Genomic DNA, 16,534 nt, shown 5'->3' with positions numbered 1-16,534 from the left:
CTCCGGATCAGTTCTGGCTCGCGCCCTCACGCTGCTCGACACGCTCAGCCACCTCGGCGGCCTTGGCCTGGTAGTCGGCAGGAGAGTAGCCGGCCGCCTCGAGCGCCTCGGACACCTCGGGCGGCATGTAGTTCTCGTCGTGGCGCGCCAGCACCTGGTCGGCCCGGATGTAGCCGTCGCGCTGCAGCTGGCCGACCACCACCACCCCCTGCCCTTCACGGAACAGGTCGGGAAGGATGCCACTGTAATGCACGCGCACGTCCTCGACGTAGTCGGTCACGGTGAACTCGACGTCGAGGCTGTCCGGATTGCGCGCCACGCTGCCCTCCTTGACCATGCCGCCGGCGCGGATCTGGCGCTCGTAAGGCGCATCGCCGGCGACGATCTGGATCGGGCTGAAGAACAGGTTGATGTTGGCCCGCAGCGCATAGAGCGTCAGCCCCACGGCGATCGCCGCCAGGGACACCAGGCCCAGGACCATGAAGAGCTTCTGTTTACGTTTAGGCCTCATTGGTGCTTCTACCCCTGCTAGTTTGGATCGGTTGCGCCTCGCCGGCGTGTCCGGCCTGGCGGGCTTCGCGGCGTACGCGGCGCCGTAGCTGGCGCAGCACCTGGCGGCGCTCGACGCGGGCATGCAGCACGGCACCCAGCAGCAGTACGGCGGTCAGGCCCCAGGCCGACCACACGTAGGGGGCGTGCCCGCCCATGGCGAAGAATTCCTGGAACGTCGCGAAGGCCATCAGGTCGCCTCCTCGGCCAGCTCGCGCACCCAGCGCTTGCTGGACTCGCGGCGCAGGATCTCGCTGCGCGTGCGCATCAGGGTCAGGGCGATGAAGAAGCTGTAGAAGCCCAGCACCATGATCAGCAGCGGCAGCCACATCTCCATCGGCATGGCGGCACGCCCGGTGACGGTGAAGGTGGCGGGCTGGTGCAGCGTGTACCACCAGTCCACCGAATACTTGATGATGGGGATGTTGATCACCCCGACCATGGCCAGCACCGAGGCCGCACGCGAGGCGCTGTCGCGGCTGGCGAAGGCGCCGCGCAGGGCGATCACGCCGAGGTAGAGGAACAGCAGGATCAGCATCGAGGTGAGGCGCGCGTCCCACATCCACCAGGTACCCCAGGTGGGCACGCCCCACACCGCGCCGGAGAACAGCGCGACGAAGGTCATGGCCGCACCCAGTGGCGCCATGACGGTGGCGGCCATGTCGGCGATCTTGATCTTCCATACCATGAACACCAGGCCCGTCACCGCCAGCGAGATAAAGATCGACTGGGCCAGGAAGGCCGCCGGCACGTGGACGTAGATGATGCGGAAGCTGTTGCCCTGCTGGTAGTCGGCGGGGGCGAAGGCCAGCCCCCAGACGCTGCCGGTGACGATCAGGATCAGCGCTGCGGCCCAGAACCAGGGCTGCAGGCGGGCGCTGATGGCGTAGAACCACTTGGGGGAACGCAACTTGTTTATGAAGGCCCACATGCCTCGTCAACCTCTCAACCGTTGATACTGATGCGCAGCGACGCCGCAATCGCCAGTGGCGCGAAGATCAGGGCCAGCGCCAGCAGCGCGCCGAGGATCGCCAGGTGCGCCAGCACGCCATCGCCGAAGATGGCTGCCTGGACGGCCCCGGCACCGAAGATCAGCACCGGAATGTACAGGGGCAAGACCAGCAGCGACAGCAGCACGCCGCCGCGGGAGAGCCCCACCGTCAGCGCCGCTCCGATGGCACCAATCAGGCTGAGACTGGCACTGCCCAGTGCCAGTGAGACGGCCAATACCAGATAGCTGCCCGCCGGCAGTGCCAGCATGATGCCGAGCACGGGGGCCATCAGCGCCAGGGGCAGGCCGGTCAGCAGCCAATGCACGGCCACCTTGGCCAGGGCCAGCATCGCCAGCGGCTGGGGTGTCAGCAGCAGTTGCTCCAACGAGCCGTCGTCATAATCGGCCCGGAACAGGCTGTCCAGCGACAGCAGCGCCGCCAGCAGTGCCGCCACCCACAGCAGGCCGGGCGCGATGGTCGCCAGCAGCGTCGGGTCGGGGGAAATGCCGATCGGGAACAGGGTAATGACGATGGCGAAGAACACCAGGGGGTTCAGCACTTCACTGCGCCGCCGCAGCAGCAATACCAGGTCCCGCTTCAACGTTGCCCACACTGCGACAGCGAGGCCGCCGCGAGGTTCCTCGCGAGCCATCACCGCACCCTCTCTCAGCGAGCCCTCAGATGCCGGCATCGGCCCCTCCCCCGCCGAGGCGGACACGGCGCAGCTCGGCGCACGGCGCCAGTTCGTGGTGGGTGGTGACCAGCACGCAGCCACCGCGGTGGGCGTGCTCGACCAGCCGCCGCTCCAGCGCCGCGACGCCGTCGCGATCGATGGCGGTGAAGGGCTCGTCGAGCACCCACAGCGGCCGCGGCGTCAGCGCCAGCCTCGCCAGCGCCACGCGGCGCTGCTGACCGGCGGAGAGCTGCGCCGCGGGGACGTCCTCGAAGCCAGCCAGGCCGACCTCTTCCAACGCCTGGAAGCGTGCCGCCTCACCCCCCGACTGACCGGCCAATGCCTGGTACCAGGCGAGGTTCTCCAACGGCGTGAGCGCGGCCTTGACGCCCGGCGCATGGCCCAGGTAGAGCAGGCTGGCGAGGAAGGACTCCCGCGCCCTGCGCATCGGCCGCTCACCCCAGAACAGCTCGCCTTCGTAGTCGGCCAGCTGGCCGGAGAGAATCTTCAGCAGAGTGGTCTTGCCACTGCCGTTGGGGCCTTCCACCCGTACGATCTCGCCAGCGCGAATATCCAGGTCCAGGCCCCGGAACAGCCAGCGGTCGTCACGCTCGCAGGCCAGGCTTTGCGCTTGCAGACGCAGGCTCAACGGCACTCTCCAGGAAAGGGTAAATTCGACCGAAATGCTACACGGAAAGGCCCCTAGCCGCTAGCGACGGGGGGTGCGTCACGGCGCCACCCTTGCCTCAGGTCAAGGCATGTCGGCATCGGCAAAACTTGCCACCCGGCGACCGCTTGGTATGATGCAGGATACCTGTACATTTCAACAGGGTCGCAAAGAGGGGGAACGCCAATGCCAACGCCTTCCATGCAGTACCTGTACCGACGCCCCAACCAGCCCATCGCCACCTCCTGGGCCAGCGTCGACGCCACCGACCTCGTCGAGGTGCCCCTGCTCGGGGACGTCTCGGCGGGCCTGCCGATCGAGGCCTGCCCCAGCGGCGGCAGCATCCACGCCCCCGCCTGCATGGTGCGGCGCAACACCTACGCCCTGCGGGTGCGCGGCGATTCGATGGTCGACTGCAACATCTTCGACGGCGACGTGATCATCATCGAGCGCCAGGAGAGCGCCGAGAACGGCGAGACCGCCGTGGTGCTGATCAACCAGCAGGAGGTGACGCTGAAGAAGCTCTACATCGAGAAGAGCGGCGTGCGCCTGCAGCCGGCCAACGAGAACATGGCCCCCATCTACCTCAAGAACAGCGACATCCAGGTGCTCGGCATGGTCATGGGCGTGGTGCGCCAGGCGGATCGCCGCGAGCTGACCCACTGATGCGCTATCCGGTCCCCGACCTGCCGCCGGGCGCCTGGCGCGAGAGCGTGACGGAAGTGGAGAAAAGCCGCTTCATCGCCTGGCTCTGCCACGCCCCCGACGTCGCCGCCTTCGAGACCCTGCTGGCCGAGGCCCGTCGCACTCACCCCAACGCCAGCCACCACTGCAGTGCCTACATCGCCGGCCCGCCCGGCGAACAGAATGCCATCGGCTTCTCCGACGACGGTGAGCCCGGCGGCACTGCGGGGCGCCCCATGTTTCAAGTGCTGGAGGGCGCCGGGCTGGGCCAGGTCGGCTGCGTGGTAACGCGCTATTTCGGCGGCACCAAGCTCGGCACCGGCGGCCTGGCCCGCGCCTACGCCCAGGCCGTGGCCCGCGGGCTCGACGCGCTGCCGCGACGGGAAGTGGTCGAGCGCACGGCGCTCAGGCTCAAGGTCGGCTTCGCCGGCGAGGCCGAGGCCCGCGCCTGGCTCGAGAGCCACGGCGTACCGGTCGAAGCCGCCGACTACGCCAGCGACGGCGTGCTGCTCAGCGTGGGCTGGCCCAGCGACACCGAGGTCGATCTCAGCCCACTGGAAGCGCGCCTGCGCGGCAATCTCAGCCTGGTCGAGGCGGACTGACTCCCGCCGTCACGCCCCGCAGCGCCACTTCGTAGGAGCGCTGGATATGGTCGTCCATCACGGCCCGTGCGGCCTTGATGTCACGTTCCAGCGCCAGCTGCACCAGCTCGCCGTGCTGGGCGTCCAGCACGCGGCGCACTTCGGGCGCCTCGGGTGCCATCCGGCGGTAGCGGTCGAACTGGTCGTGCAGTTGCTCGATGAAACGCAGCAGCCAGGCCGAGCCGCACGGCGCCACCAGGGTACGGTGGAAACGGGCGTGAAACTGCTCCCATTCATCAACCTTCTCCGGCGCCATGTCGGCTCGCTTCAGTCGATGCGCCGCGGCCAACAGCTCGGATTCCCACTCGGCATCGCCGAAACGAATGGCCCGCTCCAGTGCCATGCCCTCGAGTTCTCTGCGCATCTCGGCGATGTCGTCGAGCTCGCTTCGCTCAAGGCTGGGCACGCGGAAGCCCCGCTGGTTCTCCTGGATCAGCAGACCGTAGGCCGCCAGGCGGTTCAATGCCTCGCGCAGCGGGCTCAAGCCTACCTCGTAGCGCTCCTTGAGCGCACTGATGGCGACCTTTTCTCCTGCGGCAAAACGGCCGTTCACCAGGTCCTGTCGCAGGGTGTCGTAGATGCGACTGGACGTCGTCGGCTGCTCCTTGCGTTTGGCGATCCCCATGCCCCCTCCTCTGTTCGTCTCGGAATCGAAGGTTGACGCTGCTTTCTGACTCAACCTATATTCTAGCCACAATAATCGATTTTTTTCTCATAAGATGACAAATGAAATCTAAATCAACGATCACCTTCAATACCGATTCGCCTGAGACGACGGCATGACGGCATCCCGCAAAGCGCCCCTGGGCGCGCTGTTCTGGGCCTTCACCCGCATCGGCCTGCTTGGCTTCGGCGGCGGTCCTGCCATGATACCTCTGGTACAGCAGGAGGTGGTCAAGCGCCATGCCTGGCTCAGCGACGAGGAGTTCGCCGATATCCTCGCCATCGGCAACACCCTGCCCGGCCCCATCGCCACCAAGATGCCCGGCTATATCGGCTACCGGGTTGCCGGCTCGCTCGGCTGCCTCGTGGCCGTGATTGCCGTCATCCTGCCCATGATCGTGGCCATGATCGCCTTGCTCACCGTATTCAGCCGCTACCGCGACGTGGCCTGGATCCGCGGCATGGGGCAGGCCGTGGTACCGGTGGTCATGGTGATGATGGGACAGCTGACACTGGACTTCTGGCACAAGTCGCGGCTCGCCCTGGGCTGGATCGCCAGCCTGGCCTTGGCGGCGACCTCGGGGGCGCTGATCTACCTCATCGGAGTCCATCCCGGCCTGATCATCGGCGCACTGCTGGCTGCCGCCCTGCTGCGTCCCGCGCTCCGGCGCAAGGAGGCGACCCAGTGATCTACTGGCACCTCTTTCTCGCCTTCTTCATCCCCAACATCATCGGCTATGGCGGCGGCCCTGCCATCATCCCGTTGATCGAAGCCGAAGTGGTGGGCCGCTACGGCTGGATGAACGCCCAGCAGTTCGCCGAAACCCTCGCCCTCGGCAATGCCCTGCCGAGCCCCATCGCCACCAAGATGGCCGGCTACGTGGGCTACGACGTGGCCGGCTTCGGCGGCGCCCTGGTAGCCGTTCTGGCCACGGTGGCGCCATCGCTGCTGCTGATGCTCGGTGCACTGGGGCTGCTCTACCGGCACCGCCACTCTCCGCGTGTCCAGCGCATGAGCCAGTGGGTACGCCCGGTGATCGCCATGATGATGGCCTGGCTGACCTGGAGTTTCCTCAGCGAGGGGGTGGCAGGCGCCGGTTTGATTCACACGCTGATCATCGCCTCGGCTGCCGCCATTGCCCTGCTGCGCTTTCGCACTCATCCGGCCTTCGTGGTGCTGGGGGCGCTCGTCTACGGAGGGCTCTTTCTCGGCGGATGAGGCTCGCCACCCAGCCGGCTGCTCACGACAACGACATCACAACGACAATAACGCCCCAAGCGGAGTAGGCGCTCACACCGTGCCGCCTCATGACGAGCGGCACATCACCACACCACCCACAAGAGCAAAGGTGTTTCGACATGACGCGCACACGACTGACCCACACCCTCGCCGCCATCGGCCTTGCCACCGGCATTGCCCTGACCGGCACGGCCCAGGCCGACTACCCCGAGCAGGACATCCGCCTGATCATCCCCTACGGCCCGGGCGGCGCCACCGATATCATCTTCCGCCTGATCTCCCAGGAGGCGGAGCAGCACCTGGGCGAATCGATCGTTCCGGTCAACATGGCCGGAGCCGGCGCCACGCTGGGCTCACGCAACGTCAAGGATGCCCGCCCTGACGGCTACACCCTGCTCGGCAGCCACGACACCATCGCGCTGTCCAAACTGGCCGGCACGGTGGACTACTCCTTTGACGCCTTCGAACCGGTCGCCCTGCTGACCCAGACCATCAACATCCCCACCGCTCACGCCAACCACCCGGTGCAGAGCGCCGCGGAGATCGCCGACTACGTGCGCGAGAATCCCGGTCAGGTGCGCTTCAGCATGATTCCCAGTTCGACCGACCACTTCTTCTGGGCCCAGTTCTTCGACGCGGCCGGCATCGACATGGCCGACGTCCGCCTGGTCGGCTATCCGGATACCGGCGAACAGGTTTCTGCCCTGATGGCCGAAGAGATCGACTTCGCCATGTTCAACCTGCCCTCGGGTGGCGCCTTCTTCGAGGATGGCACCTTCCGACCGCTGGGCGTGGCGCACCCCGAGCGGCTCGACAGCCTGCCCGACGTGGCCACGCTGCGCGAGCAGGGCATCGAGATGGACCACTCCACCAGTCGCGGCATCTTCGCGCCCAAGGGCACCCCGCAGGAAGTTCAGGAGACCATCGCCGAGGCCTATGGAAAGGCCCTGGAAGATGAGCAGGTACGCAGCCGCATAGAGAACGAATTCGGCTCGGTGATCCGCTTCCTGGCCGGTGACGATTACCAGGCCTTCCTGGACGACAACGAGGCGGCCCTGACCGCGGCGGCCGAGAACATCGACTTCCAGAACTGAGCCCTATGGCCCTGCCGGCCGGAGCCGGCCGGCAGGGCCGGAGAGAGACGACATGTTGACGCTAACCAAGGACCGCGCCCTCGCGCTCGCCATGCTGGTGCTGGCCGGTATCCTGCTGGTCGAGACCGGCAACATACCTCCCCCCACCAGCTGGCAGCCGTACGGCTCGGCGCTCTTTCCGCGCATCCTGCTGGTGGTGATCGCGGTACTCGCCACGCTCCTCCTGATCCGCTCGCTGCTGGCCGGTGCACCGCAACGCACCACGCCACGCCTTGCCTTCGGCGAGTGGCTTGCACTCAACCGCACCGTGCTGGCCCTGTTCGCCCTGTTCGGCCTCTACGCCCTGCTGCTGCCACTGATCGGCTACCTGGCTGCCACCCTGGGCTTCCTGGTGGCTTCGCTGGCACTGCTGCTGGGCGTCGACAGCAGGCGCAAGTGGACCATCAATCTCGCTGTCAGCTTCACCCTGGCGCCACTGGTTTACGCGATCTTCCGCTTCGGCCTCAAGGTCTGGCTGCCCTGATAGCTACGGAGTGACCCATGGCTGATTTCTTTCTACAGGCTCTTGCCCAGGTCAGCAGCCCTACCGTGCTGCTGCTGATCGTGATCGGCGTGCTGTTCGGCATCGTCGGCGGCAGTATCCCTGGCTTCACCGTGACCATGGCAATTCTGGTGGTCTTTCCCTTCACCTTCGCCATGGATCCGGTCAGCGGCGTCTCGCTGATGGTGGGCGTGTTCGTCGGCGGCTATTCGGGCGGCATCGTCTCGGGCGTGATGCTCGGCATTCCCGGCACGCCCTCCTCGATCACTACCGTCTATGATGGCTACCCCATGGCGCAACAAGGCCAGCCCGGCCGGGCGCTGGGAATCGGCGTGGCGGCATCGTTCCTCGGCACGCTGATCAGCGTGGCGGTGCTGGTCTTCTTCGGCCCGCTGATCGCGAGCTTCAGCATGAACTTTCGCCCGTGGGAGATCACGGCGCTGATCGTCTTTGCCCTGACGCTGGTCGCCGGGCTCTCCAACGGCGCTCTGCTCAAGGGGTTGCTGGCAGCGGCGCTGGGGCTTTTGATCACGACCGTCGGCTACGATCGCAACAGCAACCTGCGCTTCGACTTCGGCCTGCCGGCGCTCGGCTCAGGCTTCGAGATCCTGCCGGTGATGATCGGCGTGTTCGCATTTTCCCAGCTGATGGGAAACATCGAGAAGCTGCGCGACGAGAAGCACTCGAGCAAGGGAGTCGATACCAACGTCTCCATCCCTTATGCCCGAATTCTGCGCGACATGGCGGGGCAGAAGCTCAACACCGTGCGCTCCTCGCTGATCGGCAGCCTGGTCGGCGCCCTGCCCGGCACCGGTGGCACCGTGGCCAACTTCGTCAGCTACGACCAGGCCAAGAAGTTCTCGCGCCACCCGGAGCGCTTCGGCACCGGCACGCCGGACGGCATCGTCGCCTCGGAGGCTTCCAATAGTGCCGTGGCCGGCGGCGCCTTCGTGCCGACCCTGGCGCTGGGCATCCCCGGCGACCTGCCCATGGCGATCATGATGGGCGTGCTGATACTCCATGGCATCACCCCGGGGCCGCTGATGTTCGAGCAGAATCCGGTGCTGGTCGGCGCGATCTACGCCAGTCTGCTGATCGGGGCCGTGATCATGGTGCTGTGCCAGCTGATGCTGGTGCGCTGGTTCGCCAAGATCTCGCTGATCCCCCAGCAGATCCTGGTGCCGGTGGTGCTGATGCTCTGCGCGATCGGCTCCTATGCCCTGAACAACAACCTGTTCGACATCTGGGTGCTGTTCGCCTTCGGCATCCTCGGCTACCTGTTGTGGAAGGCAGACGTTCCCTTGACTCCGCTCATCCTCGGCGTGGTGCTGGGCAACAACCTGGAGCGCCAGCTGTTTCGCGCGCTCGAGCTCGACAGCAGCTGGCTGACCTTCCTGACCCGGCCGCTCTCGGCGCTGTTCCTGGCACTGGCGGTGGCCTCGTTGATCTTCTCGCTCTACCAGAATCGCAGGATTCAACGTCATCAGCGCCAGGCCCAGGATCTGGCCAAACCCTCCAAGGAGCCTCCCCATGCAGCATGACCCCCACTTCTACCCCAGCCCCTCGCGGCGCATGGCCACCTACGGCGACCGCGGCATGGTCGCCACCTCGCAGCCGCTCGGGGCGCAGGCCGGCATGCAGATCCTGCAGCGAGGCGGCAACGCCGTGGACGCGGCGATTGCCACCGCCGCGGCGCTGACGGTGGTGGAGCCGACCTCGAACGGCCTGGGCAGCGATGCCTTCGCCATCGTCTGGATCGACGGCGAGCTGCACGGCCTCAACGCCAGCGGCCCGGCGCCCCAGGCAGCCACCCTCGAGGCCGTCAGGGCGCTGGGCCACGAGCGCATGCCCGAGCACGGCCTGCTGCCGGTCACCGTGCCGGGAGCGCCCGCCGCCTGGGCGGCGCTCTCCGAGCGCTTCGGCAAGCTGCCCTTCGCCGAGCTGCTGGCACCGGCCATCGCCTTGGCGGAAGCGGGCTTTCCGATCTCGCCGGTGGTCAACCGGATGTGGGAGGAGGCCTACGACAGCTATCGCCAGCACGACGACGCCGTCTTCGAGCCATGGTTCGACACCTTCGCCCCGCACGGCCGCGCGCCGCATGTCGGCGAGCGCTGGGCGGCACCCGATCACGCCCGCACGCTGCGCGCCATCGGCGAAACCCGCGCCAAGGCGTTCTACGAGGGCGAGCTGGCCGAGCGCATCGACGCCTTCTTTCGCGAACATGGCGGCCTGCTGCGCCGCGAGGACCTCGCGGCCTTCCAGCCCGAGTGGGTCGAGCCGATCGGCACCCGCTTCCGCGGCCACGACATCTGGGAGATTCCGCCCAACGGCAGCGGGTTGATCGCGCTGCAGGCGCTGGGCATGCTGGAACGCCTGGGCGAAGAGGGACGCGATCCGGTGGAAACGCTGCATCGGCGCATCGAGGCCACCAAGCTGGGCTACGTCGACGGGCTTCGCTACGTCACCGAGCGCGACGCCATGGGGCCGAGCGTGGCGCAGCTGCTGGCCGACGACTACCTCGAGGCCCGTGCCGGGCTGATCGGCGAACAGGCGCTCGACCCGCAGCACGGCAACCCGATCCACGGCGGCACGGTGTACCTGGCCACCGCCGATGGCGAGGGCAACATGGTGTCGTTCATCCAGAGCAACTTCAAGGGTTTCGGTTCGGGGATCGTGGTGCCGGGCACCGGCATCAGCCTGCAGAACCGCGGCTGGTCGTTCTCGCTCGACCCCGCCCATGCCAATGCCCTGGCCCCGGGCAAGCGCACCTATCACACCATCATCCCCGGCTTCATCACCCGCGACGGCGAGGCGGTAGGGCCGTTCGGCGTGATGGGCGGCTTCATGCAGCCGCAAGGCCATGTGCAGGTAGTCGCCGCCATGCTCGACGACCATCTCAATCCCCAGGCGGCGCTGGACCTGCCACGCTGGAAATGGACCCAGGGCAGGACCGTCGAGGTCGAGCCGCACTTCCCCGACCACCTGGCCCAGGCCCTGGCGCGCCGCGGTCACCAGGTCGTCAAGCGCACCGATTCGCTGAGCTTCGGCCGCGGCCAGGTGATCCTGCGCGACCGCGACAGCGGCGTGCTGTGCGGCGGCACCGAACCGCGCACCGACGGCGCCGTGCTGGCCTGGTAGCCTCGCCGCGACCCAAAACGCCAACGGCGCCCCGCAGGGCGCCGTTGGCAGGCTTTGGCCGGTCTCGCTCAGCCCAGGTACTTGATCATCACACCCGCGGCCACCGCCGAGCCGATCACGCCGGCCACGTTGGGCCCCATGGCATGCATCAGCAGGAAGTTGTGCGGGTTGGCCTCGAGGCCGATCTTGTTGGAGACCCGCGCCGCCATCGGTACCGCCGACACGCCGGCCGAGCCGATCAACGGGTTGATCGGCATGTGGCTGACGAGGTTCATCAGCTTGGCCATCAGCACGCCGGCCGCGGTGCCGATGCCGAAGGCCACGATCCCCAGCCCCAGGATACCCAGCGTCTCCACCGCCAGGAAGCTCTCGGCCATCAGCTTGGAGCCCACCGAAAGCCCCAGGAAGATGGTGACGATGTTGATCAGCGCATTCTGCGCGGTATCGGAGAGGCGCTCGACCACGCCGCACTCGCGCATCAGGTTGCCGAAGCAGAACATCCCCAGCAGCGGCGCGGCGTCGGGCAGGAACAGCGCCACCAGCAGCAGCAGCGAGACCGGGAAGACGATCTTCTCGAGCTTGGACACCGGGCGCAGCTGGGTCATGGTGATCTCGCGCTCCTTCTGCGTGGTCAGCAGGCGCATGATCGGCGGCTGGATCAGCGGTACCAGTGCCATGTAGGCGTAGGCGGCCACGGCGATGGCGCCCAGCAGCTCGGGGGCCAGCACGCTCGACACGTAGATCGAGGTGGGGCCGTCGGCGCCGCCGATGATGCCGATGGCGGCGGCCTGGTTGAGCGAGAAGTCCATCCAGCCGAGCGCCGAGAGACCCACCGCGCCGAGCAGGGTGGCGAAGATGCCGAACTGTGCCGCCGCGCCCAGGAACAGCGTGCGCGGATTGGCCAGCAGCGGGCCGAAGTCGGTCATCGCCCCGACGCCCATGAAGATCACCAGCGGCGCGATGCCCGAGGCGATCGCCACGCTGTAGAACTGGTAGAGCATGCCGTTACCGTAGCCGGCGTCCTGCGCCACGTCGCTGGCCGCACGGTAGGCCTGCGGCGTGAGGTCGCCATGCAGCGCTTCGCCGAGGGCGTGGCGCCAGGCTTCCAGCGAGGCGCCCGGCGCCAGGTCCACGCCGAGTACCGCCGCCATTTCCTCGAGCACGCCGGGACGCGCCAGGTGCGCGGCCTGCTCGGCCGCCGACAGCGCCAATCCGGCCTCGGGGATGTTGGCGAGGATGCCGCCGAAACCGATCGGCACCAGCAGCAGCGGCTCGAACTTCTTGTAGATCGCCAGGTAGAGCAGCAGCAGGCCCACCGCGATCATGACCGCCTGGCCCCACGACAGGTTGTAGAGGCCGGAGCCCTCCCACAGGGTCAGTAGCTTGTCCATGTGATAACGACCCTTAGAGCACGATCAGCGTGTCGCCGACGGCGACGCTGTCGCCCTCGCCCACCTTGACCTCGGACACGGTGCCGCCAGTGGCGGCGCGCACTTCGGTCTCCATCTTCATGGCCTCGAGGATGATCACCACGTCGCCCTCCTTGACCGTGTCGCCGGGGCGCACGTTGACCTTGAAGATATTGCCGGCCAGCGGGGCGGCGATCGTCGCCCCGGAGGAGGCCGGGGCGCTCTCGGCGGGCCGGGCAGCCGGCGGGCCCGGCTGCTCGGTCACGGCGCCGATCTCGCCGCCCTCGGCGACCTCGACCACGTACTGCTTGCCGTTGACCGTGACGGTGTAGGTCTCGGGGCCGGCGGGCGCGTCGGCCTGGGCCGCCGGCACCTTGGCCGCGGGCCCGCCCTGCGGGGCGGCGGCCGGCAGCTTGGCGCCGGGTGTCTCCTGGCCGGGGGCCAGGGGAGCGGGCTCGAAGGCCTCGGGGTTGTCGCGGTTCTTGAGGAACTTCAGTCCGATCTGCGGGAACAGCGCGTAGGTCAGCACGTCGTCGATCTCACGCTCGCCCTCGGCGAGGCGGATGCCGTCGGCCGCGGCCTTCTCCTTGAGTTCGGCGGCCAGACGCTCCATCTCGGGCTCGAGCAGGTCGGCGGGGCGGCAGGTGATCGGCTCGCCACCCTCGAGCACGCGGCTCTGCAGCGCCTTGTCGAACGGCGCCGGGGCGGCGCCGTACTCGCCCTTGAGCAGCGCCTGGACCTCCTTGGAGATCGACTTGTAGCGCTCGCCCATCATCACGTTCATCACCGCCTGGGTGCCGACGATCTGCGAAGTGGGCGTGACCAGCGGGATGAAGCCCAGGTCCTCGCGCACGCGCGGGATCTCGGCCAGCACGTCATCGAGCTTGTCGCCGGCGCCCTGCTCCTTGAGCTGGCTCTCCATGTTGGTGAGCATGCCGCCCGGTACCTGGGCGACCAGGATGCGCGAATCGATGCCCTTCAGCGAGCCCTCGAAGGCGGCGTACTTCTTGCGCACCTCGCGGAAGTAGCCGGCGATGTCCTCGAGCAGCTCGAGGTCGAGATGGGTGTCGCGCTCGGTCCCCTTGAGGATGGCCACCACCGACTCGGTCGGGCTGTGGCCGTAGGTCATCGACATCGAGGAGATGGCCGTGTCGACATTGTCGATCCCGGCCTCGATCGCCTTGAGGTAGGTGGCGGTGGAGAGCCCGGTGGTGGCGTGGCACTGCATGTGGATGGGGATGTCCAGCGCCTTCTTGAGGCGGCTGACCAGCTCGAAGGCATCGTAGGGCGTGAGCAGGCCAGCCATGTCCTTGATCGCCAGCGAGTCGGCGCCCATGGCGGCAATGGTCTCGGCGAGCTCCACCCAGCTGTCCAGCGTGTGCACCGGGCTCACGGTGTAGGAGATGGTACCCTGGGCATGGCCGCCCACCTTGCGCACGGCCTGGATCGCCCGCTCCAGGTTGCGCGGGTCGTTCATGGCGTCGAACACGCGGAACACGTCGACGCCGTTGGTCTTGGCGCGCTCGACGAAGCGGTCGACCACGTCGTCGGCGTAGTGACGGTAGCCGAGCAGGTTCTGGCCCCGCAGCAGCATCTGCTGCGGGGTGTTGGGCATGGCCTCCTTCAACGCCCGTATCCGCTCCCACGGATCCTCGCCGAGGTAGCGGATACAGGCGTCGAAGGTGGCCCCACCCCAGGACTCGAGCGACCAGAAGCCGACCCGGTCGAGCTTCTCGGCGATCGGCAGCATGTCGTCGAGCCGCAGGCGGGTGGCGAACAGCGACTGGTGGGCGTCGCGCAGGACGACGTCGGTGATGCCCAGCGGGCGCTTGGTCTCACTCATCAGAATGACCCCGTAGGTAGCGTGTTGTGTAGTAGTATGAGGCTTGGCGGCGCCGGTCAGCGGCGGTGGCGACGGCGGTAGCGGTGTACGGCGGCGCTGATGACGGCGAGGAGCTGGGCGTCATCGGTCTTGTCGGCAGCCGTGGAGGTCGGCACGGGGGCCGGGGGCACGGGAGCTGGCGCCAGGCGGCAGACGATTCTCGACATCAGGGTCGTGATGATTACGAGGACCGTAAGAAAAACAAAAACGAACCCCATGCCGACCCCCATCAGGGCCAGACCGTCGAGCAACAACTGCTTGTCCTGCATGCACTATCTCCCTCATCCTTCACGACTTGCCTGCAAATGGCCGCAAACATGTCGCCAAGCGGTAAATGGCGGCCCTATAAACTGCCACACTCTGGATATATTGCAAGCGCGCCATGGTGGAAGACAAAGTTGTTGTTTTACTACAAGGACGCATCGGTCTCGCCCCCATGGAGGGCGTGATCGATGCCCATACCCGCGACCTGCTGACCCGGCGGCCCGGCTTCGACTGGACGGTGACGGAGTTCGTTCGCGTCGTCGATGCGCGCCTGCCGCCGAGGGTGTTTCGCCGCCACTGCCCCGAGCTCGACGCGGGCGTGACGACGCCCTCCGGCGTGCCGGTGGCGCTGCAGCTGCTGGGCAGCGACCCCGGAGCCCTGGCAACCAATGCCGAACAGGCGTTGCGGCTAGGCGCCATCGCCGTCGATCTCAACTTCGGCTGCCCGGCAAAGCTGGTCAATCGCCACGATGGCGGCGCCTCGCTGCTGCGCGACCCGCGCCGCGTGCGCGCCGCCGTGGCGGCCGTCCATGCCGCCGTGGGCAGCGAGATACCGGTCACGGCCAAGATCCGCCTGGGCTTCTCGCATCGGCGCCTGGCGCTCGACTGCGCCAGGGCCGCTGAGGACGGCGGTGCTGCGCAGCTCGTCGTCCACGCCCGCACCCGCGACGAGGGCTACCGCCCTCCGGCCCACTGGGAGTGGGTCGGCCGCATCCGCCGCCACCTGCGCATTCCGGTCGTGGCCAATGGCGACATCTGGAGCCTCGAGGACTACTGGAAGGCCCGCACCCTCTCGGGCTGTCGCGACGTGATGCTGGGCCGCGGCGCGCTGGCCGACCCCTGGCTGGCTCCGCGCATTCGCCACTGGCTGGCAACCGGCGAGCAGCTCGCCGCCACGCCGTGGCAGGCTCGCGCCAAGGTTCTGGCAGATTTTGCTGCATTGCAGCGTACCACACTCCCCGAGCGAGTTGTCACTTCCCTGATCAAGCAATGGCTGAACCACATGCGCCAGCGCGATGCCGAGGCCGCGCGTCGCTTCCAGGCGCTAAAGCGCATCAATGATCTCGAGACGTTGCTGGCAGGGCTCGGCTGCAAAGAGCCGGAGCCGGAGTGCAACGACCTCGCCCTCGCCTGAGCACCCGGCTCGGCCACAACGGCGAAGCCTGGTCAGGCGGAGGTGAGGACAGCTGCGGAGAATAAAAGGAGAATAAAAAAAGGTGCCCACCGCATCGCGAGGGCACCCAAACGATCGCGCGACCGGCATCATCCCATGCCGGCTCGGCTAGTCGATCGACGCACCCCGCGGCGTGGCCGGGGGGCCAAAGCAGAAGACCCGCCCTCGAACGAGGACGGGTCACAATCTGGCGCGCCCGGGAGGATTCGAACCTCCGACCACCTGATTCGTAGTCAGGTACTCTATCCAGCTGAGCTACGGGCGCTGACGGCAAGATCCACGATCCTGCAAAACGATGCCTTCTTCGAACCGCACGACGAGAAACCTGCGCACCCCGACTCGAGTGCTTGTGCTCACTTCGCCACTCTTGGCGCGCCCGGGAGGATTCGAACCTCCGACCACCTGATTCGTAGTCAGGTACTCTATCCAGCTGAGCTACGGGCGCATCATCACGCTTCGAACAACGACAACGTGTCGCATGGCGGAGAGGGAGGGATTCGAACCCTCGATGGGGCTATAAACCCCATACTCCCTTAGCAGGGGAGCGCCTTCAGCCACTCGGCCACCTCTCCCTCAACGACACGGCGCATATCCTATCGTTTTGGCTCCCCTTTGTCCAGCGTATTCAGCTATTTGTTTGGCTACGCCAAACGGGAGGAAGCCGGCACGACGTTACGAGGCGGAGCCGCTACCCCCCTCATTGTCGGACTTCTCGCGCTGAATGCGCTGGTAGATCTCTTCACGATGTACGGCGACATCCTTCGGCGCATTGACGCCAATACGGACCTGGTTGCCCTTGACGCCAAGGACGGTCACGGTGATGTCATCACCGATCATCAGCGTTTCTCCGACTCGGCGGGTCAGGATGAGCATGACTGATCTCCTTCTCAGACGACTAGCAACGGGATGCGCGTCGATCCCCG

At 67.1% G+C, this 16,534-nt stretch carries 19 protein-coding genes and 3 tRNA genes; 9 read left to right on the top strand and 13 right to left on the bottom strand.

The features are described 5' to 3' along the window. Positions 1 to 7 precede the first annotated feature (7 nt). From ccmE to ccmA, 5 genes are read right to left on the bottom strand one after another with little or no spacing between them, the layout of a single operon-like run. A complete protein-coding gene (ccmE, locus tag HNO51_RS02935; protein ID WP_197449557.1) occupies positions 8 to 511 on the bottom strand; it encodes a cytochrome c maturation protein CcmE in 504 nt (167 codons plus the stop codon). Further along, positions 501 to 740, bottom strand: coding sequence for a heme exporter protein CcmD (gene ccmD, locus HNO51_RS02930; protein WP_197449556.1), 240 nt, complete (start codon positions 738 to 740; stop codon positions 501 to 503). Before ccmD ends, ccmE begins: the two co-directional genes overlap by 11 nt. Continuing rightward, positions 740 to 1,480 carry a heme ABC transporter permease gene (locus HNO51_RS02925; RefSeq protein ID WP_197449555.1) on the bottom strand — a complete coding sequence of 247 codons (741 nt, stop codon included), beginning with the start codon at positions 1,478 to 1,480 and terminating at the stop codon, positions 740 to 742. Before HNO51_RS02925 ends, ccmD begins: the two co-directional genes overlap by 1 nt. A 14-nt stretch (positions 1,481 to 1,494) precedes the next feature. After that, entirely contained in the window at positions 1,495 to 2,232 is a 738-nt protein-coding gene (gene ccmB, locus HNO51_RS02920; RefSeq protein WP_234283622.1) for a heme exporter protein CcmB, read from the bottom strand. Beyond that, positions 2,219 to 2,863, bottom strand: coding sequence for a cytochrome c biogenesis heme-transporting ATPase CcmA (ccmA, locus tag HNO51_RS02915; RefSeq protein ID WP_209538416.1), 645 nt, complete (start codon positions 2,861 to 2,863; stop codon positions 2,219 to 2,221). Before ccmA ends, ccmB begins: the two co-directional genes overlap by 14 nt. Positions 2,864 to 3,067: 204 nt before the next feature. On the opposite strand from ccmA, the gene HNO51_RS02910 reads away from it, so the two are divergent. After that, positions 3,068 to 3,547, top strand: a complete 480-nt coding sequence (locus HNO51_RS02910; RefSeq protein WP_234283624.1) for a LexA family protein — start codon at positions 3,068 to 3,070, stop codon at positions 3,545 to 3,547. Further along, entirely contained in the window at positions 3,547 to 4,167 is a 621-nt protein-coding gene (locus HNO51_RS02905) for an IMPACT family protein (protein WP_197449553.1), read from the top strand. Before HNO51_RS02910 ends, HNO51_RS02905 begins: the two co-directional genes overlap by 1 nt. Here HNO51_RS02905 and HNO51_RS02900 read toward each other — a convergent pair. Continuing rightward, the gene (locus HNO51_RS02900; RefSeq protein WP_197449552.1) at positions 4,145 to 4,831 is read right to left on the bottom strand and encodes a GntR family transcriptional regulator; all 687 of its coding nucleotides are present in this window, start codon (positions 4,829 to 4,831) and stop codon (positions 4,145 to 4,147) included. The genes HNO51_RS02905 and HNO51_RS02900 overlap by 23 nt on opposite strands. Before the next feature lie 154 nt (positions 4,832 to 4,985). Between HNO51_RS02900 and HNO51_RS02895 the strand changes: the two genes are divergently transcribed. From HNO51_RS02895 to HNO51_RS02870, 6 genes are all read left to right on the top strand, one after another. Beyond that, the gene (locus HNO51_RS02895) at positions 4,986 to 5,558 is read left to right on the top strand and encodes a chromate transporter (protein WP_197449551.1); all 573 of its coding nucleotides are present in this window, start codon (positions 4,986 to 4,988) and stop codon (positions 5,556 to 5,558) included. Then, positions 5,555 to 6,088: a chromate transporter gene (locus tag HNO51_RS02890; protein ID WP_197449550.1), complete on the top strand. Its 534-nt coding sequence runs from the start codon at positions 5,555 to 5,557 to the stop codon at positions 6,086 to 6,088. The genes HNO51_RS02895 and HNO51_RS02890 overlap by 4 nt, the downstream gene beginning before the upstream one ends. A gap of 140 nt (positions 6,089 to 6,228) precedes the next feature. Next, positions 6,229 to 7,203 carry a Bug family tripartite tricarboxylate transporter substrate binding protein gene (locus tag HNO51_RS02885; RefSeq protein WP_197449549.1) on the top strand — a complete coding sequence of 325 codons (975 nt, stop codon included), beginning with the start codon at positions 6,229 to 6,231 and terminating at the stop codon, positions 7,201 to 7,203. A gap of 52 nt (positions 7,204 to 7,255) precedes the next feature. Continuing rightward, a complete protein-coding gene (locus tag HNO51_RS02880; protein ID WP_209538415.1) occupies positions 7,256 to 7,726 on the top strand; it encodes a tripartite tricarboxylate transporter TctB family protein in 471 nt (156 codons plus the stop codon). 17 nt (positions 7,727 to 7,743) lie between these two features. Then, positions 7,744 to 9,285, top strand: a complete 1,542-nt coding sequence (locus HNO51_RS02875; RefSeq protein ID WP_209538414.1) for a tripartite tricarboxylate transporter permease — start codon at positions 7,744 to 7,746, stop codon at positions 9,283 to 9,285. After that, positions 9,275 to 10,882, top strand: coding sequence for a gamma-glutamyltransferase family protein (locus HNO51_RS02870; protein WP_209538413.1), 1,608 nt, complete (start codon positions 9,275 to 9,277; stop codon positions 10,880 to 10,882). Before HNO51_RS02875 ends, HNO51_RS02870 begins: the two co-directional genes overlap by 11 nt. 68 nt (positions 10,883 to 10,950) lie before the next feature. On the opposite strand, the gene HNO51_RS02865 is transcribed toward HNO51_RS02870, so the two are convergent. The 3 genes from HNO51_RS02865 to HNO51_RS02855 are packed head-to-tail and all read right to left on the bottom strand — an operon-like array spanning position 10,951 to position 14,442. Then, positions 10,951 to 12,273 carry a sodium ion-translocating decarboxylase subunit beta gene (locus tag HNO51_RS02865; RefSeq protein WP_197449545.1) on the bottom strand — a complete coding sequence of 441 codons (1,323 nt, stop codon included), beginning with the start codon at positions 12,271 to 12,273 and terminating at the stop codon, positions 10,951 to 10,953. A 13-nt stretch (positions 12,274 to 12,286) separates the two neighbouring features. Beyond that, positions 12,287 to 14,134, bottom strand: coding sequence for a sodium-extruding oxaloacetate decarboxylase subunit alpha (gene oadA / locus HNO51_RS02860; protein ID WP_209538412.1), 1,848 nt, complete (start codon positions 14,132 to 14,134; stop codon positions 12,287 to 12,289). Positions 14,135 to 14,190: 56 nt separating this feature from the next. Then, positions 14,191 to 14,442 (bottom strand): OadG family protein, encoded by a 252-nt coding sequence (locus HNO51_RS02855; RefSeq protein ID WP_209538411.1) that lies wholly within the window; start codon positions 14,440 to 14,442, stop codon positions 14,191 to 14,193. Positions 14,443 to 14,609: 167 nt separating this feature from the next. Between HNO51_RS02855 and HNO51_RS02850 the strand changes: the two genes are divergently transcribed. Further along, positions 14,610 to 15,572: a tRNA dihydrouridine synthase gene (locus HNO51_RS02850; RefSeq protein WP_197450900.1), complete on the top strand. Its 963-nt coding sequence runs from the start codon at positions 14,610 to 14,612 to the stop codon at positions 15,570 to 15,572. A gap of 227 nt (positions 15,573 to 15,799) precedes the next feature. Here HNO51_RS02850 and HNO51_RS02845 read toward each other — a convergent pair. The 4 genes from HNO51_RS02845 to csrA form a co-directional block, all read right to left on the bottom strand. Further along, positions 15,800 to 15,876: transfer RNA gene (locus HNO51_RS02845), tRNA-Arg, on the bottom strand. Between the two features lie 103 nt (positions 15,877 to 15,979). After that, positions 15,980 to 16,056 (bottom strand) — tRNA-Arg (locus HNO51_RS02840). Positions 16,057 to 16,090: 34 nt separating this feature from the next. Beyond that, a tRNA-Ser gene (locus HNO51_RS02835) sits at positions 16,091 to 16,183 on the bottom strand. 100 nt (positions 16,184 to 16,283) lie between these two features. After that, positions 16,284 to 16,484 (bottom strand): carbon storage regulator CsrA, encoded by a 201-nt coding sequence (csrA, locus tag HNO51_RS02830; RefSeq protein WP_197449542.1) that lies wholly within the window; start codon positions 16,482 to 16,484, stop codon positions 16,284 to 16,286. Positions 16,485 to 16,534: the final 50 nt, after the last annotated feature.

The organism is Billgrantia sulfidoxydans (assembly GCF_017868775.1).
GTDB classification, from domain to species: Bacteria; Pseudomonadota; Gammaproteobacteria; order Pseudomonadales; family Halomonadaceae; genus Halomonas; species Halomonas sulfidoxydans.
The sequence above is the reverse complement of the archived record's forward strand: the minus strand, read 5'-3'. Positions and strand labels throughout refer to the sequence as shown.